The sequence below is a fragment of the Acidiplasma sp. MBA-1 genome (assembly GCF_000949015.1).
Taxonomy (GTDB): Archaea; Thermoplasmatota; Thermoplasmata; order Thermoplasmatales; family Thermoplasmataceae; genus Acidiplasma; species Acidiplasma aeolicum.
Window position 1 is genome coordinate 78,872 of sequence record NZ_JYHS01000005.1, and the last position, 23,604, is coordinate 102,475.

Annotated in this window: 20 protein-coding genes and 1 tRNA gene; 9 read left to right on the forward strand and 12 right to left on the reverse strand. The window is 34.6% G+C overall.

The genetic code is table 11. The features are described 5' to 3' along the window. Positions 1–19: 19 nt before the first annotated feature. Entirely contained in the window at positions 20–1,357 is a 1,338-nt protein-coding gene (locus tag TZ01_RS08120; RefSeq protein ID WP_048102342.1) for an MFS transporter, read from the reverse strand. A 281-nt stretch (positions 1,358–1,638) separates the two neighbouring features. Here TZ01_RS08120 and hppD point away from each other — a divergent pair, with 281 nt between their 5' ends. The 3 genes from hppD to TZ01_RS08135 are packed head-to-tail and all read left to right on the forward strand — an operon-like array spanning position 1,639 to position 4,738. Next, positions 1,639–2,724 (forward strand): 4-hydroxyphenylpyruvate dioxygenase, encoded by a 1,086-nt coding sequence (gene hppD / locus TZ01_RS08125; protein ID WP_048102343.1) that lies wholly within the window; start codon positions 1,639–1,641, stop codon positions 2,722–2,724. Beyond that, entirely contained in the window at positions 2,721–3,599 is an 879-nt protein-coding gene (locus TZ01_RS08130; protein WP_048102344.1) for a fumarylacetoacetate hydrolase family protein, read from the forward strand. Before hppD ends, TZ01_RS08130 begins: the two co-directional genes overlap by 4 nt. Beyond that, positions 3,599–4,738 carry a homogentisate 1,2-dioxygenase gene (locus TZ01_RS08135; RefSeq protein WP_048102345.1) on the forward strand — a complete coding sequence of 380 codons (1,140 nt, stop codon included), beginning with the start codon at positions 3,599–3,601 and terminating at the stop codon, positions 4,736–4,738. Before TZ01_RS08130 ends, TZ01_RS08135 begins: the two co-directional genes overlap by 1 nt. 2 nt (positions 4,739–4,740) lie before the next feature. On the opposite strand, the gene TZ01_RS08140 is transcribed toward TZ01_RS08135, so the two are convergent. The 3 genes from TZ01_RS08140 to TZ01_RS08150 all read right to left on the reverse strand — a co-directional run bounded on the left by TZ01_RS08140 (position 4,741) and on the right by TZ01_RS08150 (position 8,062). Then, entirely contained in the window at positions 4,741–5,412 is a 672-nt protein-coding gene (locus TZ01_RS08140; protein ID WP_048102346.1) for a TenA family transcriptional regulator, read from the reverse strand. A 186-nt stretch (positions 5,413–5,598) separates the two neighbouring features. Continuing rightward, on the reverse strand, positions 5,599–6,861 hold the full coding sequence (locus TZ01_RS08145; protein WP_231563453.1) for an MFS transporter: 1,263 nt from the start codon (positions 6,859–6,861) through the stop codon (positions 5,599–5,601). Continuing rightward, entirely contained in the window at positions 6,833–8,062 is a 1,230-nt protein-coding gene (locus TZ01_RS08150) for an MFS transporter (RefSeq protein ID WP_048102347.1), read from the reverse strand. The genes TZ01_RS08145 and TZ01_RS08150 overlap by 29 nt, the downstream gene beginning before the upstream one ends. Before the next feature lie 101 nt (positions 8,063–8,163). Between TZ01_RS08150 and TZ01_RS09265 the strand changes: the two genes are divergently transcribed. Together TZ01_RS09265 and TZ01_RS08160 are read left to right on the forward strand one after the other, a co-directional pair. Next, positions 8,164–8,940 (forward strand): hypothetical protein, encoded by a 777-nt coding sequence (locus tag TZ01_RS09265; protein ID WP_052656867.1) that lies wholly within the window; start codon positions 8,164–8,166, stop codon positions 8,938–8,940. A gap of 98 nt (positions 8,941–9,038) precedes the next feature. Continuing rightward, entirely contained in the window at positions 9,039–10,121 is a 1,083-nt protein-coding gene (locus tag TZ01_RS08160; RefSeq protein WP_048102348.1) for a cytochrome P450, read from the forward strand. Between the two features lie 16 nt (positions 10,122–10,137). Here TZ01_RS08160 and TZ01_RS08165 read toward each other — a convergent pair whose 3' ends face one another. Continuing rightward, complete coding sequence (locus tag TZ01_RS08165) at positions 10,138–11,055, reverse strand: acetamidase/formamidase family protein (RefSeq protein WP_048102349.1); 918 nt, start codon at positions 11,053–11,055, stop codon at positions 10,138–10,140. Positions 11,056–11,811: 756 nt separating this feature from the next. Here TZ01_RS08165 and TZ01_RS08170 point away from each other — a divergent pair. Beyond that, positions 11,812–12,297, forward strand: a complete 486-nt coding sequence (locus TZ01_RS08170; protein WP_082180492.1) for a hemerythrin domain-containing protein — start codon at positions 11,812–11,814, stop codon at positions 12,295–12,297. 341 nt (positions 12,298–12,638) lie between these two features. Here TZ01_RS08170 and TZ01_RS08175 read toward each other — a convergent pair whose 3' ends face one another. The 6 genes from TZ01_RS08175 to TZ01_RS08200 form a co-directional block, all read right to left on the reverse strand. After that, positions 12,639–14,663, reverse strand: coding sequence for an ABC transporter substrate-binding protein (locus TZ01_RS08175; RefSeq protein WP_048102351.1), 2,025 nt, complete (start codon positions 14,661–14,663; stop codon positions 12,639–12,641). Between the two features lie 331 nt (positions 14,664–14,994). Next, positions 14,995–15,435: a hypothetical protein gene (locus tag TZ01_RS08180; RefSeq protein ID WP_048102352.1), complete on the reverse strand. Its 441-nt coding sequence runs from the start codon at positions 15,433–15,435 to the stop codon at positions 14,995–14,997. Beyond that, positions 15,417–16,358 carry an ABC transporter ATP-binding protein gene (locus TZ01_RS08185; RefSeq protein WP_048102353.1) on the reverse strand — a complete coding sequence of 314 codons (942 nt, stop codon included), beginning with the start codon at positions 16,356–16,358 and terminating at the stop codon, positions 15,417–15,419. The genes TZ01_RS08180 and TZ01_RS08185 overlap by 19 nt, the downstream gene beginning before the upstream one ends. Beyond that, a complete protein-coding gene (locus TZ01_RS08190; RefSeq protein ID WP_048102355.1) occupies positions 16,351–17,319 on the reverse strand; it encodes an ABC transporter ATP-binding protein in 969 nt (322 codons plus the stop codon). Before TZ01_RS08190 ends, TZ01_RS08185 begins: the two co-directional genes overlap by 8 nt. A 12-nt stretch (positions 17,320–17,331) precedes the next feature. Next, positions 17,332–18,261 (reverse strand): ABC transporter permease, encoded by a 930-nt coding sequence (locus TZ01_RS08195; RefSeq protein ID WP_231563454.1) that lies wholly within the window; start codon positions 18,259–18,261, stop codon positions 17,332–17,334. Beyond that, positions 18,258–19,289, reverse strand: coding sequence for an ABC transporter permease (locus TZ01_RS08200; protein WP_048102356.1), 1,032 nt, complete (start codon positions 19,287–19,289; stop codon positions 18,258–18,260). The genes TZ01_RS08195 and TZ01_RS08200 overlap by 4 nt, the downstream gene beginning before the upstream one ends. A 367-nt stretch (positions 19,290–19,656) precedes the next feature. On the opposite strand from TZ01_RS08200, the gene TZ01_RS08205 reads away from it, so the two are divergent. The 3 genes from TZ01_RS08205 to TZ01_RS08215 all read left to right on the forward strand — a co-directional run bounded on the left by TZ01_RS08205 (position 19,657) and on the right by TZ01_RS08215 (position 23,468). Beyond that, entirely contained in the window at positions 19,657–21,903 is a 2,247-nt protein-coding gene (locus TZ01_RS08205) for a thermopsin family protease (RefSeq protein ID WP_048102529.1), read from the forward strand. 265 nt (positions 21,904–22,168) lie between these two features. Next, the gene (locus TZ01_RS08210; protein WP_048102357.1) at positions 22,169–22,786 is read left to right on the forward strand and encodes a hypothetical protein; all 618 of its coding nucleotides are present in this window, start codon (positions 22,169–22,171) and stop codon (positions 22,784–22,786) included. A 142-nt stretch (positions 22,787–22,928) separates the two neighbouring features. After that, the gene (locus TZ01_RS08215) at positions 22,929–23,468 is read left to right on the forward strand and encodes a DUF1286 domain-containing protein (protein ID WP_052656869.1); all 540 of its coding nucleotides are present in this window, start codon (positions 22,929–22,931) and stop codon (positions 23,466–23,468) included. 14 nt (positions 23,469–23,482) lie between these two features. Here TZ01_RS08215 and TZ01_RS08220 read toward each other — a convergent pair. Further along, a tRNA-Arg gene (locus TZ01_RS08220) sits at positions 23,483–23,557 on the reverse strand. Positions 23,558–23,604 lie beyond the last annotated feature (47 nt).

The following is a 23,604-nucleotide window of genomic DNA, read 5'->3' on the forward strand; positions in this document are numbered from 1 at the left end:
CAAAAATTATAAGCTGGAATCAGGCAGCTATCTGCTCCAGGGATTTATCCTTTGTTTCCTCCCCAAGGAAGAGTGTTATTAGAAATCCTGCAAGACCAACTATAAACAGCAAAAGTTCCATGGGTACTATGCCGTATAATTTTAATGTTATTGGAAAAACAACTGCAGATATAATTGCACCAACCCTGCTTATTGCGGTGCCTGCACCCATGGCCGTTGTCCTCATTCTGGTTGGAAATAGTTCGCTTACAAATATCCCGGTTGTTTCACCGGTACCGCCTGCATTGGCAAAATAAAATATGGCGAACATTGGGAATAGCAGTAATATTGGGGGTGCTGATCTAACGGCAAGAAAATATAGTGCAAGTATAAATAATGAAACTCCCTGCGCCAGAAATGTATATTCCTGCCACTTCTTCCTGCCTATTATATCGGCTGTGAATACAAAAACAAGTGTTCCAATAACACCTATTACATACAATATTAGGGTCAGTGCCAGGGATCCTGCATGTGTTGAATAGCCTAACTCTAAAAGCAGTGTTACCGTATATATTCCTATGCCATAAAATATCAGGTCATTAAGAAACCAGGATGTGAAGGTAAATATGCCCCTCCTTGTGTAATTAACATTTCCTGTGGCATAGGATGCATTCTTTAAATTATTTAAATCGTTTTCATCTTTAATCTTGAATTTTTCCTTTATATCTTTTATTTCATTCTTCTCATTTTTTTCAACTGCATATCTGGGTGTTTCATCAACCCTGCGCCTTAGTATTAATACTATTATTGCAGGAACGGCACCGGCCCCAAGCAGCCACCTCCAGGCTATGCTGCCAAGTGGTAAGAATAAAAGTCCAAGTGCAACTGCAACCGATCCACCTATCCACCATGACATCAGACCGGTACCAAGATATTTACCGCGATGCTTTACAGGGGAAAATTCACCGATTATGGATAATGTCAGTGCATAATCCGCACCTATGGCCAGCCCAAGCAATGACCTGAAGGCTATTAGCTCAATATAGTTCTGGGAAACTGCACTTAAAATTGCAAATACAGCAAAAATTAGCATATCCCACTGGTAAATAACCTTTCTACCCTTCATATCAGCAATGAATCCAAAAACCGCGCCTCCAATTAACTGGCCAACAATGGTTGCAACTCCTATAATTGATGATATTACAGCACCTATATGAAATAATGGCGCTATAAATATTAATGCCGGACCTATAACAAGCAGATCATAACCATCAAGAAAATAGCCCATATCAGATAATATATCTATAAAATAATGATACCTGCCTGCCTTTAAATTATCCAGCTCCCTGAGAAAATTTAGGCTCTCATCTTTCTGCATGATTATATACAATATACTATTATATTAAATTTTTTCATTCAACATATATACATTATATATATTATTACAGGAAATTTTTATACATAACTTTTCAGGTTCGATATATCAGGAACCTGATATTAATAAGGTTATTAGTAAAATATAATTAAAAAAATTATTTATTTTACTTATATCGTTAATGCAAAAAACATTTTTAGTATAAATATTTAATTTATTGATAGAGATTATCTAGCAAATTAATTTATGAAAAAATATAAATATAGTTTTATATATTAATAATTATGTATGAACAGGAGGAGTATGAATTGTTTAAGGGAATAGACCATATTGAGTTTTATGTAAGCAGCGCAAAAACCTGGTCATATTTTTTAAGAAAGGGCATGGGATTTAATTTAGCCGGTTACTCAGGGCCGGAGACCGGAATCAGGGATAGAATATCATATTATTTAAAACAGGGTGACATAAATATAATTTTTACCTCATCAATGGACCCGGATACTGAAATTAGCAGGTCAGTAAATTTACACGGTGATGGTGTCAGGGATATTGCCCTGACAGTTGAGGACCTGGATTTTACAAAGAAAAAGCTTGAATCCAGAAATGTTAAAGTTTCTGAAATAAGAAGCATAAATGATGGTAACGGGAAGATCAGGGAGGCATGCATAAAAACATATGGTGATACTGTGCATACATTAATAGAGCGTGGTGATTATGCAGGTGTTTTTCCGGGCTTTAATCAGGTGCATGATAATGAAAAAAACACTGGTGTGAAAGGTATAGACCATGTGGTCGGCAACGTTTACGAGGGTGAGATGGACCGATGGGTAAATTATTATATAAAATCCATGGATTTTAAACAGTTGATAACTTTTGATGACAGGGACATAAGGACAGATTATTCTGCCTTAAGATCAAAGGTTGTGAGGTATAATGATAATATAACCTTTCCAATAAACGAGCCTGCAAGGGGATTAAAAAAATCACAGATAGAGGAATACCTCGATTACTACAGATCTGAGGGTGTCCAGCATATAGCGCTGAAAACAGACAATATAATAGAAACCGTTAAAATGATGAGGAATAATGGTATAGAGTTTCTTGAAACCCCTGATTCATATTATAATTCATTGAATGACCGCGTTAAGAACATTGATGAGGATATAAATGCACTGAGAGACCTTAATATCCTTGTTGACAGGGATGAATATGGATATTTATTGCAGATATTCACAAAGCCGCTTACTGACAGGCCAACACTGTTTTTTGAGATCATAGAAAGGAAGGGTGCAAGATCATTTGGTGCAGGAAATTTTAAGGCACTGTTTGAGGCCATAGAGAGGGAGCAGGCAAGGAGGGGGAACCTGTGAAAATATTCAGGGCCAAAATAAACAATGAGGATAAAATATGCATATATAACAATAAAATATACGATTTATCCATATTATTAAATGAATCAACAGAATATATTGAAAATAATTTTTTTGAACTGTACGATAAAATTCTCAAACTGAAACCGGATGATGATTCATCAGTACATGGCAATATAGAGTATAAAATACCGGTGCCATACATAAGATCGGTCAGGGATTTTTATTCATTCGAGGGCCATGTCAAAAATGCAAGAAAAAACAAGGGATTAAATATGATAGATGAGTGGTATAAATTTCCGGTTTTCTACTTTTCATGCACACCAAATATATATCCATCTGACTGTGATATAAAATATCCTGAAAAATCAAAAATGTTTGATTATGAAATGGAGGTTGCGGCTGTAATAGGCAGAAGAACCATAAACTGCCATGGAAGTGAGTGCATTAAGTCGGTTTATGGGTTTATGATAATGAATGACTGGAGCCTCAGGGATATACAGAGGGAGGAAATGAAGGTGCTTCTTGGCCCCGCCAAGGGAAAGGATTATGCAACATCATTTGGCAGGTATTTCGTCACATCCGATGAGATATTGTCTAAGAGGGATAAGAATAATAAAATAAATCTGAAAATGGAAACATATGTAAATGATAAACTATATTCCTCAGGGAATTTGAATGAGATATATTTCAGCTTCTGTGACATGATTGAACGTGCATCAGAGGATGTGCCATTGCTGCCTGGGGATATAATAGGCAGCGGTACATTTAACACCGGATGCATTCTTGAACTTGGCACTGAATATTTAAGGAAGGGGGATACTGTAACAATGAGATCTGATGACCTTGGCATACTTACAAACAGGGTGGTCTGATGGTTTACTATATTAGACATGGTGAAATGCCAGAATCAAGGCATACTTATACAGGCAGGGATAAACTGCTAAGGGAGGAGCTCTTTGGTTTGAAGGCATTTGATGGAGAATATTCATTATTATACCATTTATATGACCCTGCAGAGGCAGAATCCATTTCAAGGGAGGATAAAAAAGAATTCATAAAAATAAATGAGAGCATGCACAGGCACATAAAAACAATGAAATTTAAGGAGTATTCTGATTTCTTTTATGGCAGAATGGTACTATTTTTAAATGATGAGATTTCCATTGGAATAATAAGGCCAGAAAAAAATGCTGATTACTATTTCAGGAATGCGGTTGCGGACGAATTATTCTTTGTGCATAATGGTTCAGGTGAAATAATTTCCATATTTGGAAGAAATAAGTATAGAAAGGGGGACTTTATATTTATACCAAGGGGAACAACATATAAAATTAATATCAGCGAGAATTCATATTTCTTCTTTATTGTATCAAAAACTCATATAAAAATACCACATAGGTATTTGAATGAATACGGCCAGATTAAGGAGGGATATCCATACTATGACCGTGATTTTAATGTACCGGAATTCATTGCACCTGAGACAGGAGTATCCGAATACAATGTTAAGGTTGACTACGGGGATTATTATATGAATATAAAAAGGTTCTATCCTTTATTTGATGTTGCAGGCTGGGACGGATATTTGTATCCATTTACATTGAATATAGATAAAATGGCACCGATTGTTGGAAAACTGCATATGCCACCGCCTGTCCATGAAACCTTTGAATCCGATAATTTCATGGTTGGATCATTTCTGCCCAGGCCATTTGATTTCCATGAAAAATCCATACCAATACCGTATTATCATAATAATATAAATTCTGATGAGATAATATTTTACTCATCCGGAAATTTTATGAGCAGAAGGGGCATAGAGACCGGATCCATAACACTCCATGTTCATGGCATGATCCATGGACCACAGCCGGGGCTGCTTGAAAAAAGTATTTGCCAGAAGGGCACGGATGAGGTCGCAATCATGGTTGAAACATATAAAGAGCTTTATGCAACAGAATTAACATTGAAAAATGAGGAAAAGGATTATTATTTATCATGGAAAAAATAAATTTATTTTTTATCTGATAATCCCAGCCAGAATTTTTCCTCCAGGTTTAATATATAATCTGCACCCTCAATAAATTTATCCTTTTCGTCCCTTCCATGTATCCCTATGATATTCTGTGTTGCATCCTCATGCTTTGATTCTATCTCTCTGTGAAATGTAAAATATAACATATCCATATTTTTATATTTTTTATCCTTCATTATCCTTAAACCGGGAAGAAGCTTATCCCACATTGGTATTGCCATGTTCTCAAGCCCAAATTCAGCACCAAGGGCGGTTGCGTAATCTGATGAAAATGCCCGGCGCATTCCATTGAGCCATTCCTCAGTTGTTTTGAGCTTTTTCCTTTTCACAAGTTCCTCTGGATTTAAATCTATTGACCTCAAATACCTGCGGTATAAAAGCTCATGCCTGTGATCAGGATTCTCATCTCCAAGCTCTGATACAAGGATCCTTGTAAGCTCGTATGCATCCTCCTCCTTCTGTGTATTAACAAGCAATGTGCTCAAAATCTCCGGCCATTCCCGTGTAAAGTGATAAAATTCTATTGAAAACCGTATGAATTCATTATCCGATATCATCCCCTGTGAAAATCGGTTTATGAAATCATTATTCGTTGCGGCATGGTTTTTCACCCTATTTTTTATTTCAATATAAAAATCTGTAGCCTGCATAATTTAATTTATCCAAATATAATATTTAAAAATTATGTATTGAACATATAATAATTTTTTATATATTACGCTATGCTTAAATATAGGACATATAATATTGATAATATTTACTATTTATTGAATAAAAATTTTTTAATATCTTATTTATGCCATTTATTTAGGATTTTCTCAGGTCAGGATAATATTTTATTTTGCAGCAGTCCTTTCATGGATTTTTATATGTGCATCAGCATTCATCCTTCTTAAAAATGAGCCGTTTATAATGAAATAGAGCATGCCCACCATAAGGCTGCCCATGGCGATTATGAACCAGAATAACGCGGTCCTGTTTTCATAGTATGATAGCAGATAAAGGCCAATAACTGCCCCTGAAAATGACCCAAAGCTTATGAATAGATTATAAATGCCCATATAGGTTCCCTTCATGTTCTGTGGGGCTATGGATGTAATTATTGTCTGTGTGGTGGGTGCAACAAAGTCCTCTCCTATTGTCATTATACCCATGGAGATAAGAAAATATGTTATGTCCTTTGAAAACATTAGAACAATAAATCCTGAGAAGTAAAAAACCATGCCTATGGACCTAAAAAGCACCGGATTGGATGATTTGTTCATAATTTTAAATACAGGATACTGCAGCGTTACAACAAGTATTCCATTTAGTGAATAAATATAGGCAAGATATAGTATTGGCAGACGCTCAAAGTCAAATGCGTAGAGTGTTAGCGATGCACCACTCTGCCTTAAAACAAATGCCATGATTATTCCTATTACAGTGAAGATTATGAAAAATCTATCCTTATATGCAAGCTTTATATCTAATTTTGTTAGGTACTGTGATTTTGACGGGAAGTATGTTTCCCTTACATTGAAATAAAGTATAATAATTTCAATAAAAGTGCTGATTCCAGCAAGAAGGAATATGTACTGGAATCCATATACAGAAAGAATGGCCCCAAGTATTGGTCCTATGGCCGCACCTGCATTTGCCAGAACCCTTATAACAGTGTAACCTGAAAGCCTCTGGCCCAGAGATGTTACATCCGCAATTGAGGCCTGTATTGCGGGATACTGCAATGCATTGATGATTATTGTAAAATAAAATAGTAAAATAAGAAGCAATGCAGGCATCCTGTAGAGCACGGTAAAATACATGGCAATGTATAATAAACCCGCAGGCACCGGTATTAATATAAGAAAAATTCTCCTGCCAATACGGTCTGTAAGTATCCCTGAATAATACTGTACCACCGACATAATTAATATTGCAATGCCAAGAACAAGTCCTGTTACCAGAAATGATATATGATATATGAATACAAATATAAGTGGCAGAAAAATAAATGTTGAGACCCTGCCAGATGCCCGTATCAGGCGTGTAAATCCAAGGTACCACACCCTTTTATCTATTTTATCCATATCATGCCTTCGCCTTCCCGGCCTGATCATGCTTACCCGGATTCCATGATTTTATTAATGTGTAATAAAGCACCCCGCCAAGTGCCTGCAATGAACCGCCGATTAAAAGTGGAAATGCAAAATTCAAATCCATAAGATATCCTGACGCACCGCTTGTAAGCTGTGATGCCCTGCCTGAAATCCCCTGTATGGCGGTTGATGTCCCGTAATCCTCACGGTCTATTCCTCTTACATTTATTGCCCCCCTCATTGGAGACCCAACGCCGGCAATGCCCATTCTAAAAATGTAAATTACACCTGCAAGGAAGAATAAGGGTGTAAATGCTATAATTATGAAAAGTGCCCCCTGAAGTATGTGTGCTATTGATGCTATTTTTAATGAATCGAACATTCCATTAATGTATTTTCCTGATATATATGAACCAAGAGCGGTTACAACATATGCGAATGTATAAAGATAACCTATAATGCTTGGATCTACGTGGTATTTGAGTTCAAACAGAAGCGGTAGCAGCGGCATTGAAATCCCTATGGCCGCAGCATTGATGCTGTTTGGCAGCATAATTCTTATTAAATATCTAAGGCTCTGTTTCTTCATAACCCTTGTTGTTTTTTTAGGCCTTCTATATTCTTTTAATCTGGATAGTGATATCAATGATATAAACACAAGGATAAATGAAATAAAAAAGAATATGCGGTAAAACATTATGGTTCCTGTTATATTTTTTATAAACGCATAGGAACCTAAAAATAAACCACCAAATATTGAAAAGGCAGATGCCGTGGCCAGCAGAAGTGAAAGTTTTCCTACCCTGTCATTTTCAGCACCATAATTATTTGCAACAAACGCTGTCATTCCCGGTGAAAATGCACCGCGCATGCCCCCGGCGCCGCCTGTTATCCCGGCTATGATTGCACCGGTGGCAATAAAATAGATGTTTGCTGACACTGCCATTAATAGCATGCCGGCAACCGGAAATACCTCACCCAAAAACAGTATTCTTGAATAACCAATTTTATCCCCAAGCCTGCCAAGTATTAATGTTAAAAATACATTAAATAATGTAATTGGAATGTAAAGGAGGCCAATAAACACAGCCGAGAAATCCAAAAAATGGAGATAAAGCGGCAGTGCCAGGGTCACAAATATTAATGCCGAGCTCCTGGTAGCCATGGAAATAATAAGATACTTAAACGATTTATTGACCTCCTCAGGAGAATCTGAAAACATATCATTGTATATTATTTATTAGTATATTATTTATTTGTTTAGTTAAATAGTACTTTTAAACTGCATGATTATCTTTATAAGTGATTTAGCCATGCAAATTTATGGTTCTCGAAAGACTTTATGTCATACCACACGGCGATGAAATAATTGACATGCCCAATGATGAGAGTGCCGAGCTTCATAATAAAATAAAAGAAATAACAGAGGATGATAATTCAGATTCATTGATTATATTAACTCCGCATGGTGTTACACTTTCCAGTGGTATTCCAATTATAAACACTGAAAACCTGCATGGCGAGTATTCAACAAAAACAAAAACTCTGGTTAGCGATCATAAAACAGACAAGGAGGTTGTCAGAAACATAGCTGCGGAATTTGGAAAGGAAATGATCACAATTAATTTTGGCACATCTTCCGGGCCATTATCTGTATTTCCAGAGGATTTTGGAACAATAATTCCATTAACATTTTTTAAGAATAAAAGGATAAGCATAATAGGCCAGCCAAGAATAACTGACCGGGCTAAATTAATGCGCCTTGGCAGAAGCATATGGAATACCGTTAACAGCATGGATAAAAAAATAAGCGTCATATTCAGTGCAGACCAGGCACATACACATAGCAGCCTTGGACCATACGGATACTCTGATTATTCCAGTGTATATGATAAAAAAATTAGGGAATTTTTTCAATCAGGTTCATTAAATGGTATTGAAAATATAGATGAGGGCGTTATAATTGAGGCGAAAACTGACAGTTACTGGAACATGGTCATACTTAATGGATTTTTAAAGAGTTCTGGAATGCATGTAACAATGGACTATTATTACGTTGAAAAATATTTTGGCATGCTCCTTGGACATGGAATAGTGTAAGAAAAATTTTAATATCATGCTATATCATTAATTTAAAAATAAATATTTAATTCAATATAAACAAAACATTTAAACTGTATATTTTGAATTGGTTTATTATGTACGATGAAAATTTTGAGCATTATAAAAATGCACGGAATAATGGTGGAATAATATACAATAATGAGAAACATTGCTGGGAGTTATACACCTATGATGCCTGCAAGTATGTTTTAATGCATGATGATATATTTTCTTCCAATTCAAAATATTTTGGAGGAAATGGCGGCCTCAGCTTCATAAACATGGACAATCCAGAACATAAGGAATACAGAAACATAATCGCACCATACTTTATGACATCAAAAATTAATGAAATGAGGCAGGATATAACAGATATATCCAATGAACTTATTAAAAACCTTCAATTTAATTCCGATATAGTAAAGGATTATGCCGTGGAATTACCTGTTAGGGTTATCTCCAATTTATTGGGAATACCAAAAAATGATAGGGAAAAATTTAAGGAATGGTCTGATTACATCATAGGCAATAAAAGAGATGACAATTTTGCTGCCATTAATAATTATATGATTGAAAAACTGTCAGGGCTATTTTCAGAAAATCCTGAAAATGGCATTATGTCCGTTATAAGCACCGCAAATGTAAATAACAGGAATCTTGATCTAAATGAGAAAATAGGTTATATTATGTTATTAATAATAGGTGGAAATGAGACCACAACAAATTTAATAACAAACATGCTTAAGGCTTTATCAGACAATGAGGATATTATTAATAACCTAAACACTGAAAGAAACATACATGATTTTATAGAGGAAACCTTAAGATATTACTCACCAATCCAGTTTTTACCGCATAGATTTGCCATTGATGATACAGACATTAATGGTATTCATATCAACAAAGGCCAGAGAATATCTGTATTCCTGGGATCTGCAAACAGGGATGAAAACATATTTGATAAACCCGACGAATTTATTTTAAGGGACAGAAACGAACATATTGCCTTTGGCAGAGGGCCGCATATGTGCATTGGCGCCCCACTGGCAAGGTTGGAGGCTGATATAGCATTAAATGATTTTCTTGAGAATTATAAAAAAATAAGGATAGATAATAAAAAATCAATACTTTTAGAAAATCCAATGGTTTATGGATATCAAAAAATGTTTTTTGGATAGTTATATAAATTAAATTTTATAATTCCGGCATGGACAATGTAACCACAAAGTTTGGAACATCCACAATCTCTGATATTTTTAAATTGCCTATAATGCTGCATAGTATGTATGCCTCATCCCTTTTAAATCCCCTGTTTTCCAGATATTTTATCATCTCCCTGACGGCTATTTTTGCGGCCTCATATATGTTATTATTTATACCCATTGTATTTACAAATTTCCCCGAAATGTTATCATTTTCGTAATTAACTATTCTTGGATAATCTGTTTTTGTATTTTTTATAACCTCTACTGTAATTTCAGCCTCACAGGAAGTTTCCACCGCTGTTCCGGTTACCTCTCCATCCCCCTGCAGCGCATGTGGATCAGCAAATGATATTAATGCCCCAGATACATTCACTGGCAAATAAAGTACAGAACCTTTTTTTAAATGCCTGTTGTCCATATTGCCTCCAAAACTCTGCGGGGGAATCATGGGAAACTCACCAGATTGTGGTGCAGTACCTATTATGCCCAAAAAGGGTCTTGCATCGAAAGACATATTTTCAAGAAAATTTTTTCTTCTGCTTCTAATTTTATTGTTCCTTATTTCCCATATTATTAATTCATCTGAAAATTCCTCTGAAAGAAGGCCGAAATTATGCAGTGTCTGGGACCAGCCAAAATTACCGGTCTCTAAGTTATTTATTGTTACCTTTAATGTATCCCCTGGTTCGGCATTGTTTACAAAAAATGGACCCACTGCAGCATCAAGCATTGAAGCATCTATATTTTTGGCATCATCATCTGTGAAATATTCTTTAATCTGGTCTGTTGAGGAATCCGGTATTTTTATTCTGAATGTCTCATTAGAATCTATATATTCTATGGGCTTCAAATTTTTAGTCCACTTAAAATGTATATTCTCCCTTTTATGACCATCCACAACCTTCATTGTTTATAATAGAAAAATAGAATATAATTTTTTTTAATAAAATTTATAATTAAATATAAATGCTCTAGTATTGTGTAACAAATTAATTATATTGATAGATGTCATCAAGGTGAATTAAAATCACACTGGAAATGGCAATAAACAAGATGACCAGCCTGGTTATCATTTTTATTATGGCTTATCTTACTGATCTGGCATCTGATTTTAATGCATGTACATTTGCCTCAACCACAATTATAATCATGGGAGGGCAAAAGCTACCATATGGGACTGCCTGTGGGTGGCTATGATTGGCATTTCTATTTTTATCCTCATTGTTTGTTTTTATTTAACAAATCCGTAAAAATTCACTGTTTTAATATAAGTGCTGTTATTTTCTATCTTCATAATAATCAAGGAATACGCTTATACTGGAATAGAAATAATAATCTCAAGGATACTAACGGGATTTGGCGTGTGAATGTTCCAATCCTAATTTGTTGTCTTTTCAGGGATTCAAAACCATAAGTAAGTGTACAGATGTTATCTTTAGAGCGTTCGTGATAAATCAGTTATATGCAGGCTTATATATAAAAATATGCTGGATGTATTAATAGGAGATGAAAATGGTTTGATGCATATTTAAAATATTATAATGAAATTAATTATATATTTCTAAGCTTATAATAATATCTGGACTAAAGTCATTAAGATAGAAATGCAATGTGATTTTTGATAAAACAGAAAATTCATATAATGTCTATATGATTCATTATAATGGATCTGGCAGAGTTGCTGATGGTTGATCATTCCAGCATAAGGATAATAGCAGATAATAATTTGCTCCAGAATACTGCTGCAGAACTTATTGATTTTAATAAATTTCTTTTGAATATTCATGTGAATATAGAGGAAAGCATAGTATTCCCATTATTAAAGGAAAATAATAAGGAAATATCAAAACTTATTGACAGGCTTACAGCAGATCACAAGTTAATAGAAACATTATTCAATAATTTGTATAAATGGAAAGTTAATGACGATCCACTATTCAGTGTAAGATTGCCCCTATTTTATAAAACACTAAAGGATCATAATTCCCTTGAAGAGAGTGATGTTTTTCCTTACTGGAGAAATATAGATAATGATGGCAGAAATACAGCTATGAAAAATGCCCATGAAATAATAGAATCAAATGATATAAGCAATTATATTAAAGAAACTGGAATATCAGAAAAAATGCTAAAATACATATTTATTTAAAGTTAAATAATCGTGGCATTATTTAATTGTTTAAACATTTAATATCATTTAATTACATGGTATTTTATTAGGTTAAATCAAAGTCAGATGCTGATGGCCTTTCATTTTTATAACCGTTTAGCGTTCAAATATATACGGTTCTAATATTCATGGTTGCTCCACATTTATGTAAATATAAATTTCAATGTTAATAATGAAATAATCGTTAAATAACAGGCAAAATAGATATTATGAACCACGAAGTTGATAAAATAAATATAGAATATATAATATAATTATTTACGCCACATTATTTCTATTTTATAAAAATTAATAAAAATAAAAATATCCTTTAAAAAAATTTAAAATTTTGGTACCATGTATTCTATTGTTGCCATAAAGTTTTCAAATACAGGATACAGTGTTAACAGCACTGGCGGTGCTATTAATTTGCCTGTTAATGTCATAAGGTTATAGAAGTAGGCGGATGTAATTGAATTAAATACGAATCCCTTTACTAATGGTGATACAAAGAACACATCGTTTGGCATTGGTGTCCACATGTAGGCGAACTGATCATATACTACTTTTTGCACTGCTGGCATTAAATTAACCTGATCGGTATGATTTACGAAGTCAAGATAGGTAAAGTAAGACTTGAGGGTTCCATTATCTACCCATGCATCATTTCCACCAAAGGCGCCACCCTCACTTGCATCATATACAGGTATAAGCTGCTGTCCTATTGGATCTGGATAATCTGGCAGCCATCCCAGAAACACAAATTGTGGTGTTGCAGAAGCGTTTGTCCATGAGTTCACAGTGGATTCTGTAACTCCTGCGCTGTTGAAGGTTAGACCTATTAACTTAAATGAGTCTATTGCAACAGTTATTTCAGATGTTTCTACGGCATTGAATGGAGAAATTCCTGTTATTGTAAATGTATGTGAGGATAAATCTGATCCCGACGTGTCTCCAAGTTTGGTACCGTTTGGCAATGTCACATAGAAGCCCATGGCCTTGCCTGCCGCACTTATATTTTGCTCTGCAGCAGTTAAATTCTGTGCGGGAAGCGGAAAATTATTTGGATTGTAGAATTGGGATCCATATATTGGAGATAGTGGACCAAGTTCCTCATATGCTTCAGGTGTGCCATTGTAATTATTTTTATAAATGGCAAGCATTGCCGAGTAATTTAATGCATTGTACAGTGCCTCTCTGAAATGAAGATTGCTTGTGTACTTATCCTGCATATTCATTGATATGTAAAATGTACCGACAGTAGGATAGCTATGCACTAGCGCTGATGTTCTCTCTGATTTATTGTAAAATCCGTTTATCATCTGCTTGAATGATGTTGGACCTATTGTCGATATTTGTGATATTCCCCTATCAAAGTCCTCAAGCCTGTCTGCATGCGTTAATCCGTATTTTATTACTACTGTTTTTATATGTGCTGGCTGGGCTATGGATGGGACCTGGGATGTGTGGCCAACAACCCAGTAGTTGGGGTTAGCCTTAAGCACTATTGTTGATAATCCCTTACCAACGCTTGATATTATGTATGGCCCTGAGCCTATAACGCCATTCGCATCAAGGTATGAGTTAGGCGTGTTATATGTCACACCACCATGGGCATCAACATCGCTTGGTTCAACTATGTCTCCCCACCATCCTGCTATATCCTGTAGCAGATATGAGTATGGAACCATGGTATTGATTGTAAAATTATATGTATTATTCACAACCAATGCCTGGTACGGGTATTCCATAACCTCCATTTCTGTATGGTTATAATTGAAATTTGATAAAATGTTGTCAAGATCCATTGCAGCAACTGTGTAATTTGGCTGATCTGTTAAAATTGTGCCACTATCATTATATTTAGCATTATCTGGAATTTTATATCCAGCATGCTCAAGTGCCTGCAATGTTCCATTTGGAATTGCGATCCCCGAGTATGAATAAACTGTTGAGTTAAATAATATTCCTGGGTAATCAGACACATATGGACCCTGGCCCATGATTATGCCTCTCTCAAATGAAAACCAGACTGATGTGGCATTTAGGGCCTGACCGTTACTGAATTTTGCATATGGTCTTAATGTAAATGTATAATTCTGGTCATTATGTACTGTGTAACTGCTGGCTAAAACAGGGACAACGCTTGTTGAGCTACCGTTAAATTCAACAAGTCCATTAAAAAGGGCCGCAAATAACGGTCCGTTGGTTGTGAAAAAACCTGTAGCAGGATCAAGCTGTTCCGGTGCTGCCGTTTGGGATGTATCTGTAAAAACCTCAGGCGGATGGTATAAAGCCAAAAAAGATACAGCAACAACCACCACCACTACAACAATCGCAATAGCTATCTTCAAACCTTTCTTCATAAGCATAAAATTCTAAATTGTATATAAACTTTTTTAACAATACCCTGTCAATCATATTTAAACTTTTTTTAAAAAATAATCATATAGAGTTTTAGTTTATTTACAAATTAATTATACATATAAATAATCTGAGAGATAAATTATTATAATGAATACTTATAAAAGACAAGTCATAATTCGTCTGACATTTATATGAAAGGAACGTTAAAAATTTTAGACTTATTTGTATTTTATTAGGTCATATAGTATATTATTATTTTATTGAATTATACTCTTGATATCTTCAGCATGTTAATATTATAATCATTACCTGCAAATTAGCTGTTTTGTGTCAATTATTTGAATTCTCTAACCAGTTTTCAGGGGTAATATGATTCAATTCCAGTTCGTCTTTAATTTTATTATATATCTTCTCTGCCTGTGGAATATCTTTTATTAAGAAATTTTTCCTTCTAGTAATTATATATATTGAATAAAGGTTAAATTTTTTTTGAAGATACCCGGAGGTTATAAAGAAGTCTGAGAAGTTTTTATATGGTATTTTGTATGACCTAAAAAAATTTTTAATGTAAATATGGGTATCATAAATCTCTATTCTATACGACATTTTAAAAAGTATATAAAGAAGTCCCATAAAATAAACTATTCCAAGAAATATGAAATAATTTAGTATGGTTTTATAGCTAATTTCCAAAAAAGCTGAAAATATGGCGACCAGTATTGTTATTTTTATCAATGTTTTTTCAATGGATTTTATCCATAAAGCCAGCATAGCACCTTAACACCGTCTACATCCCTGAATTCCGGTTCCCTCTGCCGGCATATATCCATGACCCTGGGGCACCTATCACTAAACCTGCACCCCTTTGGAATATTAATAAGGCTTGGGACGTCACCTATTGGAGACTGAAGTTCCTTCTTTTCAAAATCCGGCACCGATGCTATTAAAAGCTGCGTGTATGGATGTTTTGGTGTTTCCATAACCTTTTTTACGGGTCCATATTCAACAAGCTTCCCAGCATAAATAACGGCTATATCATCTGCAACATACTTGGCCACACCCATGTTATGTGTAATAAATAAATATGTTAGGTCTGACTGCTTTTGTATATCTAAAAGCAGATCAAGTATCTGGGCCTGTATGGACTCGTCAAGTGCGGATGTTGGTTCATCTAAGACAAGCACGTCCGGGGCCTTGATAAGTGACCGTGCTATTGCTATTCTCTGTATCTGGCCTCCAGATAATTCTTTAGGTTCCTTATTTGCAATTTCATCATAATCCATGCCGACCATAGAAATTACGCTTTTGGTCTTTTCCATGTCAAAATGTCCAAGGGGTTCTGATACAATCTGCTTAATCTTCATACGTGGATTCACAGAAGTATAAGGATTTTGAAACACCATGGAAATATGCTTTCTTGCGTTATGAATTGTTTTCCTGGTTATTTCCTCTTCATTGAAATAAAACTTACCATCTGTTGGTGTTTCGATAGTTGAAACTATTTTTCCAAGGGTGGTTTTGCCTGAGCCTGATTCACCCACTATTCCAAGTATTTTTCCTTTGCCAACCTCTATTGAAACGTTATCCATGGCCCTAACATAAACAGGTTTTCTTCTAAAGATAATATCAAGCAACTGAAGCTGTTGCGTTAAATAGTATTTTTTTATATTTTCCAATTTTATAATGCTACTCAAATAACCAGCACCTCACTTTATGTCCATTACTAACATCTATTAACGATGGTTCAAACTCATGGCACTTGCCAAAAGCCTTATCGCATCTTGGACTGTACCTGCATCCCTTAGGAAGGTTGAAAAACGATGGCGGGGAACCCTTAATATAAAATAATCTTGTATTGGTCTTATAATCTGTTGGCACACTTTTTAACAGCCCAATTGTATATGGATGGTCAGGGTGTTTAATTAAATCACTGGATTCATTTAATTCCATAATTGTTCCTGCATACATAACAATAATTTTCTTAGAGATTACATATGCCAGACTCAAATCATGTGTTATAAATATTATTCCCATCCCATATTCTTTGTTTAAAGCCTTTAATAGATTAATAACTTGCGCCTGTATGGTTACATCAAGGGCAGTTGTTGGTTCATCAGCTATTAATAATTTGGGCCGCAAAATTAACGCCATGGCTATTACAACCCTCTGCACCTGACCTCCAGAAAGTTCATGCGGATACCTCTTCACAATCTGATCCGGATCCGGCAATCTCACGGATTTTAATGCATCAACTACTATTTTATTTATTTCTTCCGGGGCAACACTTGTACCATTCCTCTGAGCCTTAATCTGTGCAGCCTCTGATAGCTGAAAACCAACGGTTTTTACCGGATTAAGGCTGTTTAGAGGATTCTGAAAAATCATGAATACCTCTGTACCCCTAATTTTTGTCATCTGTTCTTCTGTTAATGATAATAGATTCTGGTCATTTAGGATTATTTCTCCGGATTCCTCTCCTGACGGTGGGAGTAATCTTGCAATAGCCCCACCAAGAGTACTTTTACCTGACCCTGATTCACCAACAATGGCTATTGAATCTCCCCTATCCATGTTTAATTCAAAGTTGTTTAAAACAGTTGTTTTGCCATTAACAGTTTTATAAGAAACTTTGAGATTTTTAATTTCAAGCAACAAATTATATGCACCTCAATATTCTATCCTGTTATTAATTATGTCCTGATATCTGTCACCCACCAGAACGAATCCAGCAACTATTATTAGTATTGTAATGCTTGGGAATACTGCATACCACCAGTCAGCAGGAAGATACTGCAGACCGTTTGAGGCCATGGCACCCAGTTCCGGTATAGGTATGGTTAAACCTATTCCAAGGAAGGCTAATGTTGCATAGGTTAAAATAACATTGCCAAAATCAAGTGCAGCATAAGCTATTACTGGGTCAACACTGTTCAAAAATAAATATCTGAAAAAGAGGCTAAATCTTTTTACACCGTTTATTTTTGCGGCCTGCATATAGTCCATGTTTTTGATTTTAAGAGTCTGACCACGGAAAAATCTTGCATATGTTGGCCACCATACTATGCTTAAAGATATTATCACAGCATCAAAGCCAGCCTTTAATGGTATGGATATTGCAATTACAAGTATAAGAGCTGGAATAGAAAGGAATGCATCTGTTAACCTCATAAGGATATTCTCAAGCCAGCCACCCCGCCATCCTGATATTATTCCCAAAGCTGCACCAATAATTATTGCTGAAAATACAACCACCACAGCAACAAGGGCATCTCTGGGCATTGAGTATAGCATCCTGGAAAGTATGGATTCACCAAGGGCATTTGTGCCAAGTAGCATTGAAAGTGATTTTGTCGATGGCCCTTCAAGTTGAAGGCTAAAATTGGTTGCAAAAGGATTTGAGGGTAACAGCATATAGCCAAGTTTAGGATTACTTGTAAAACCGGCAAGTTCCTCCATTATTCCTTGTATTATGGACCAAATTAAGAACCAGCCAACTATGATAAGCCCTATAAGAGCTGATTTATCCTTTATAAACGACCCAAAATAGCTTACCTTTTTAAACTCTATCTTATCCTCGTAGGCATTTTCGTCAATCACTTTACCCTCACCCTCGGATCCATAATACCATATAATATATCAGCGACTAAATTGGCTATAATTATTGAAATTGCAATAATTACAGTGGTTGATAGTATTGCTATGTAATCCAACGTATATATGGATTGCACTATAAACCATCCCATACCATGATAATCAAAAATATCCTCAACAACAACAGCGCCTGCCACCGCATATCCAAATGTCAGTGCAAGAAGTGTAACAATTGGAATTGCTGCATTCCTTAAGGCTGTTCTATAAACAGCAGTATCCCTGCTAACACCCTTCATTAATTCAAGCTTAAAATAATCTGATTCCATTGCATCAATCATTGATGCCCTAGTAATTCTAGTAATTACACCAAAACTTAAAAGTGCTATTGCCATAACAGGAAGAATCATATGCCTTATAAGACTAAGAAGATATGCACCATCACCTGCTATAATTGCATTTAAAATTGGGAATGCGGCAACGTCTGGAGGCGGTGTCAAAACCGGATTGGCTATACCTGTAGATGGCAGCAAACCGAGATCATATGCAAAGAAAAGCTGAAGTACTATTGCTATAAAAAATGGAGGGGATGCCCATGTAACCAAATACACGCCCTTTACAGCATGATCCTGTATTTTTCTCCTATGTGATGCACCAAATGATCCGGTATACAACCCTAAAAATGTGGATAATATAATGGCAGGAATAACAAGTTCCAGTGTCCTCGGGAGAAATCTTCCTATTAAGCTTATCTCAGGGACGTGATAAACTGGATCATATCCCAGGTTACCACGGAAAATGTTACCAATATACAACAGAACCTGTGTATACAATGGAGCGTTAAGGTGGTATTTGGCAATAATAGCATTTATTTCTGCCTTTGTGTGATGTCCTGACCCGGCATAAATTCCTGCCATGGCCTGTGGTGTGGGTGCTATTAAATGGATCAGGAAAAATACTATTACTATTATAAATATTAATGTAACAATTGCATAAATTGCACGCCTAACTATATACAGCACTAAATTTGTATTCATTCAAAATATTAATTAAAATATATTATTTAATACTTCCCATTCATAAAATGTGAATTTTATATAATAACATATAAATTTTAATATTATTATATAATAATTTCGTAATTTCTTTTAAATATTTGTCAGAATTTTTTGAAACGATTTAAATAAAAATTGCCCATTTTTATTAAGTTCTATTAGGTATAAAAATTATGCATTGATTTATAATACATAATTTACAGGTTTAAAATTATATATGTATTAAACAGAAAATATCTAAAAATCAATAAAAATAATTATTTCCGTATATTTCTTACATGTAATTATATAATAATTGTAGTATAATCAATTGACAAAAATAATAAATATATATAATTATTATTATTTTATGAAGAAAATACTTGCTATAGTTATAGCCCTTATGTTTGTGCTTATAGCATTTTCAATTATTGCAGGGCCACAAGAAAAGAACATACCAGAGAAATCAACATCAGTTAATAATACAATAGACAACGCATCAAAATTGCTACAGGTTGAAAAGGAGCTTCAGGAAAAAGGCATACCATTAAAATATGCAAGCCTGCCAGCATTCACAAGTCATATAAATAAACAAAATGGTGTCATAACGCCGTCATATACATCTGCACCGGCACCGATGGGAATTGGATTTTATGGGACAAAAAATGTTTCAGGGCACCTTGTGGGATATAATCTAACGACAAGCAGTGTTATGGCATCAATACATATCAATAACATGAATGATTTTTATCTTCTTAATGATGGGCCCTACAGCGAAACGTTTCAATTGAATTCGGTGCTTTCCAATGTCACACTATTTGGCAATTCAAGCTATAATTTCTGGACCCAAAATGTTGTATTTTACTCAGCCAGAACACATCAGATAACCTTTTTGGACAACATATGGAATTTCTCATCACCAGCAATTTATATGAGCAATAATTCATTGTATTCATATGACGGAAATCTTGATGCACCCGTTTTTTATTACGATATCGGACCAACAATAACGGTAACATATCCATTCACACTTAATTTATATCTGAATTCAACCGTAATAGACAGGGACAGTGCAGTGTATTTCAATTATTCGCTCACATACAGTAATAAAACTGTATCAGGTTCTTATGACAGGGTTTTATTTAATTCAACATATAACCAGCCTGCTAGCTTCACCGCAGTAAAACCAGAATATCTTGCAAGTGGAACACATGTAACACCAACAGGATTTATACCATATGATTTTGAGATAATGGTTGGCGGACCCGGAGGTGGAAGCACAACATCTATATACAATATAAATGCCACGATGAATTTAAAATACGAAAAATCCGGTAAATATTACAATGTACCATCTGCATATGATACTGGATCTGAAACAGGTGAAACATCAGAGGGAGTATCTGTGTCATGGAATAATTATACCGCACATCTTACACCTGGCCCATCATTTGTGTACGGAATGTGGGGCATTTCAAATAATAATAAAATGGTTCACTATTCTGGAAGGGTGAGTCCATCAAATGCTTTTATGTTTGTATCTCCGGGTGCATTCAATGAGAGCATGGCTGCATGGTCACCATTATCATTAAATGGCACATATAGCTTTACATTGCCCAGTGGATACTATACTGCAGAAGCTCTAATGAGCTATCATAATCCTGTAATGTTTACCATTGGCAACGATGCATCACTGCCCTTTAATAATTTTATGGGCATATACACACCGTTATACGCATTTGATAACTCACAGCTAAAAAACATATCATTGTATGGCAATGGTACACTGAATAATCCGTATGTGGTTTACAATGTTCAGACAATGCCTGTAAATTCACTATTTGAGGAGTTCAATGACTATGCATTTCCAGTGTTTTCAGGAGTTTTAATTATGAACACAAATGCCAGTGCGGTTTTATATCATATGCCATCACTTTTCATTAAATATAATAATCCAGAATATTCAGGATATGTTAACTTCTATAAATTCCCATCATATAACTTCCTTAACTATGAATTTTACAATGCATCAAATATAACAGTATGGAAATCTAACGATATTTCAGGATACTTCTCCTCAAGCCTTGAAGGTTTCCCAGCGGCAAACCTTGTAATATGGAACTCGACAAGGATACTTATTGGATCGAATACATTTAACGTTATGGACAGCGGAATGCTTGTATTCAACAGTAATAATGTGACAATATGGGGCAATTATTTATTTAACTCACCATTAATATACAATAATACCTTCGAAGATATAACAAATATATGGGGTGCACCACTTGGGCTTGCAGAATACTCATCAAATGATACAATATATAATAACTTCTTTGATGTGGAGATCACAGCCTACAGTCCAGAGGTCTCAATATATACCGGAGGCTTTGCAATGTATGTTGACCACTGGAACATAACAAAACAGCCGGCATACATTGTACATTATTTCAACGGTTTTGCATTATATGGAAGCATTATATATACAAGATACCAGGGAGGTAATTTCTGGTATAACTTTAACGGAACAATACCATATAATAACGATGGCCTTATTGCAATTGGCGGCGATTATGTACCCTTATACTATTTTATTTTTCCATTTTTTAATTTATTTTAAATAAATTTATTTTTAATTAATATAAATTTTTAATTTAAATTATTATTTTATAATATAAAAATAATTTGAAAATTTTAATTAATTATATAATTTAATCTGTTATATAATTTAATAAATTAATATTTTTATTATTAATTTCGTTTCATAATTTTAATTGTAATATCAGGTAAATATCCAGTAAAATTAGGGTTCTAAATTTATATTTACAATGTTTTATACTAACAAAAAATGAATAAATTTATATTTATGATATCTATTATTAGTTATGGCAGGAGAAACATCTTCCAGGGCATCACTGGAACAGGAGGTTTATTTAAGGGCTCTGACAGGAAGGCTGGTTGGAATTTATGAGTTTCAGGGATTTAAAAAAATAGCAATAATAAGCTATCCTGATAGAATATGCGAGTCCATATCCGCTGCTGCAGCTGTGGCATACCTTGATAAATACGGCTATTCTGAAAATAAAATAAATGTCTTTGATTATGATAATGATATAAATAAAACCGCTGAAAAAATAACGCGTGAAAATTATGACGCAGTTTACATTGCTCTTGGAGGGGAACAAAAAATGAGCGATGTGGCTAAGATGTTCAACAGCACCCTAACAGCACTTAAAAATGCTGGCTATAAACATGCCCTTTTAATTCATGTCAGGACATGGCTGGCGACAAAACAGCTTTCAACCCTAGATGAATCCTCAATGGAGTACATAATGTCCTTGCCGGAGGTAAGATTATTTACAGCCGACCCATCAGCAAAGAAATTCTTTTTCCATAATGTTAAATTTGATGGAAAAAAGCCCAAACCGGAAAAATATGCTGAGGAGGATATTACACAGGAACATGCAAATCTCTTAAAAATATCACTGCCACCACCAGAATAATTATTTTTATAAAACAAATTTAAAACTTAATAATTGTAAATAATATTTTATTGAAATTTTATAAAAATTAAAATATTTTCTAAAATAATAAAGAATATTTTTAATGATGTAATGTCTGACTACGTAGGACAGAGATGTTTAAATGAAGCTTATGGTGCATTACATTTTTAGTACGGGAATATTAAGCCTTATTAATTCATACTTTACAGGCTTTTTCAGGGGATTTTCCATAGCAGTTATAATGTCATTTCTTGGTAATACAGTAATAGACCATTTTGGGCATAAGCGTAAGATAACAAAATATGGTCTCATACCGGTAAGAAGCCCATCGACACATTCATTTGAAAACAGCATTATCATTGGACTTTCCATTTCTTTTTTCATTATATTAATTATGTATATATTTAATAATTTAGCACCCATAACAATTACAGTAATTTCCGGCATACTGGTTGGACCCTCACATTTATTTCTGGATGCGTTTACACAGGGTGGTATTTATATTAAAAGTAAGAAACACTGGAGAAGATTTGCAATAGCCCATTTAAGGTATAATAATAAAATAATAAATGCCACAACAGCATTTTTTGGGATATTTTTAATTATTATTTCATTTTCAGGATTTGGAATAATATTTCTTTATATTAAGGATGTATTCAATTATTTATCATTAATTTTTTAGAATTTTTTAAATAACGGGCTCGGTGGGATTTGGACCCACGATCACCGACTTAGAAGGACGGTGCCTTATCCATACTAGGCCACGAGCCCAGTGGTTAATTTTAAAATTGAATATAAGTATTTCGTTGATTTATCTC

Coding starts and splice junctions, on each gene's coding strand:
- TZ01_RS08210 (WP_048102357.1), top strand. CDS start 22,169: ATGGCAGGAGAAACATCTTCCAGGGCATCACTGGAACAGGAGGTTTAT.
- TZ01_RS08165 (WP_048102349.1), bottom strand. CDS start 11,055: ATGAAGGTTGTGGATGGTCATAAAAGGGAGAATATACATTTTAAGTGG.
- TZ01_RS08135 (WP_048102345.1), top strand. CDS start 3,599: ATGGTTTACTATATTAGACATGGTGAAATGCCAGAATCAAGGCATACT.
- TZ01_RS09265 (WP_052656867.1), top strand. CDS start 8,164: ATGGTTCTCGAAAGACTTTATGTCATACCACACGGCGATGAAATAATT.
- TZ01_RS08145 (WP_231563453.1), bottom strand. CDS start 6,861: ATGATCAGGCCGGGAAGGCGAAGGCATGATATGGATAAAATAGATAAA.
- TZ01_RS08150 (WP_048102347.1), bottom strand. CDS start 8,062: ATGTTTTCAGATTCTCCTGAGGAGGTCAATAAATCGTTTAAGTATCTT.
- TZ01_RS08215 (WP_052656869.1), top strand. CDS start 22,929: ATGAAGCTTATGGTGCATTACATTTTTAGTACGGGAATATTAAGCCTT.
- TZ01_RS08170 (WP_082180492.1), top strand. CDS start 11,812: ATGGATCTGGCAGAGTTGCTGATGGTTGATCATTCCAGCATAAGGATA.
- TZ01_RS08175 (WP_048102351.1), bottom strand. CDS start 14,663: ATGAAGAAAGGTTTGAAGATAGCTATTGCGATTGTTGTAGTGGTGGTG.
- TZ01_RS08205 (WP_048102529.1), top strand. CDS start 19,657: ATGAAGAAAATACTTGCTATAGTTATAGCCCTTATGTTTGTGCTTATA.
- hppD (WP_048102343.1), top strand. CDS start 1,639: ATGTATGAACAGGAGGAGTATGAATTGTTTAAGGGAATAGACCATATT.
- TZ01_RS08160 (WP_048102348.1), top strand. CDS start 9,039: ATGTACGATGAAAATTTTGAGCATTATAAAAATGCACGGAATAATGGT.
- TZ01_RS08140 (WP_048102346.1), bottom strand. CDS start 5,412: ATGCAGGCTACAGATTTTTATATTGAAATAAAAAATAGGGTGAAAAAC.
- TZ01_RS08200 (WP_048102356.1), bottom strand. CDS start 19,289: ATGAATACAAATTTAGTGCTGTATATAGTTAGGCGTGCAATTTATGCA.
- TZ01_RS08180 (WP_048102352.1), bottom strand. CDS start 15,435: ATGCTGGCTTTATGGATAAAATCCATTGAAAAAACATTGATAAAAATA.
- TZ01_RS08120 (WP_048102342.1), bottom strand. CDS start 1,357: ATGCAGAAAGATGAGAGCCTAAATTTTCTCAGGGAGCTGGATAATTTA.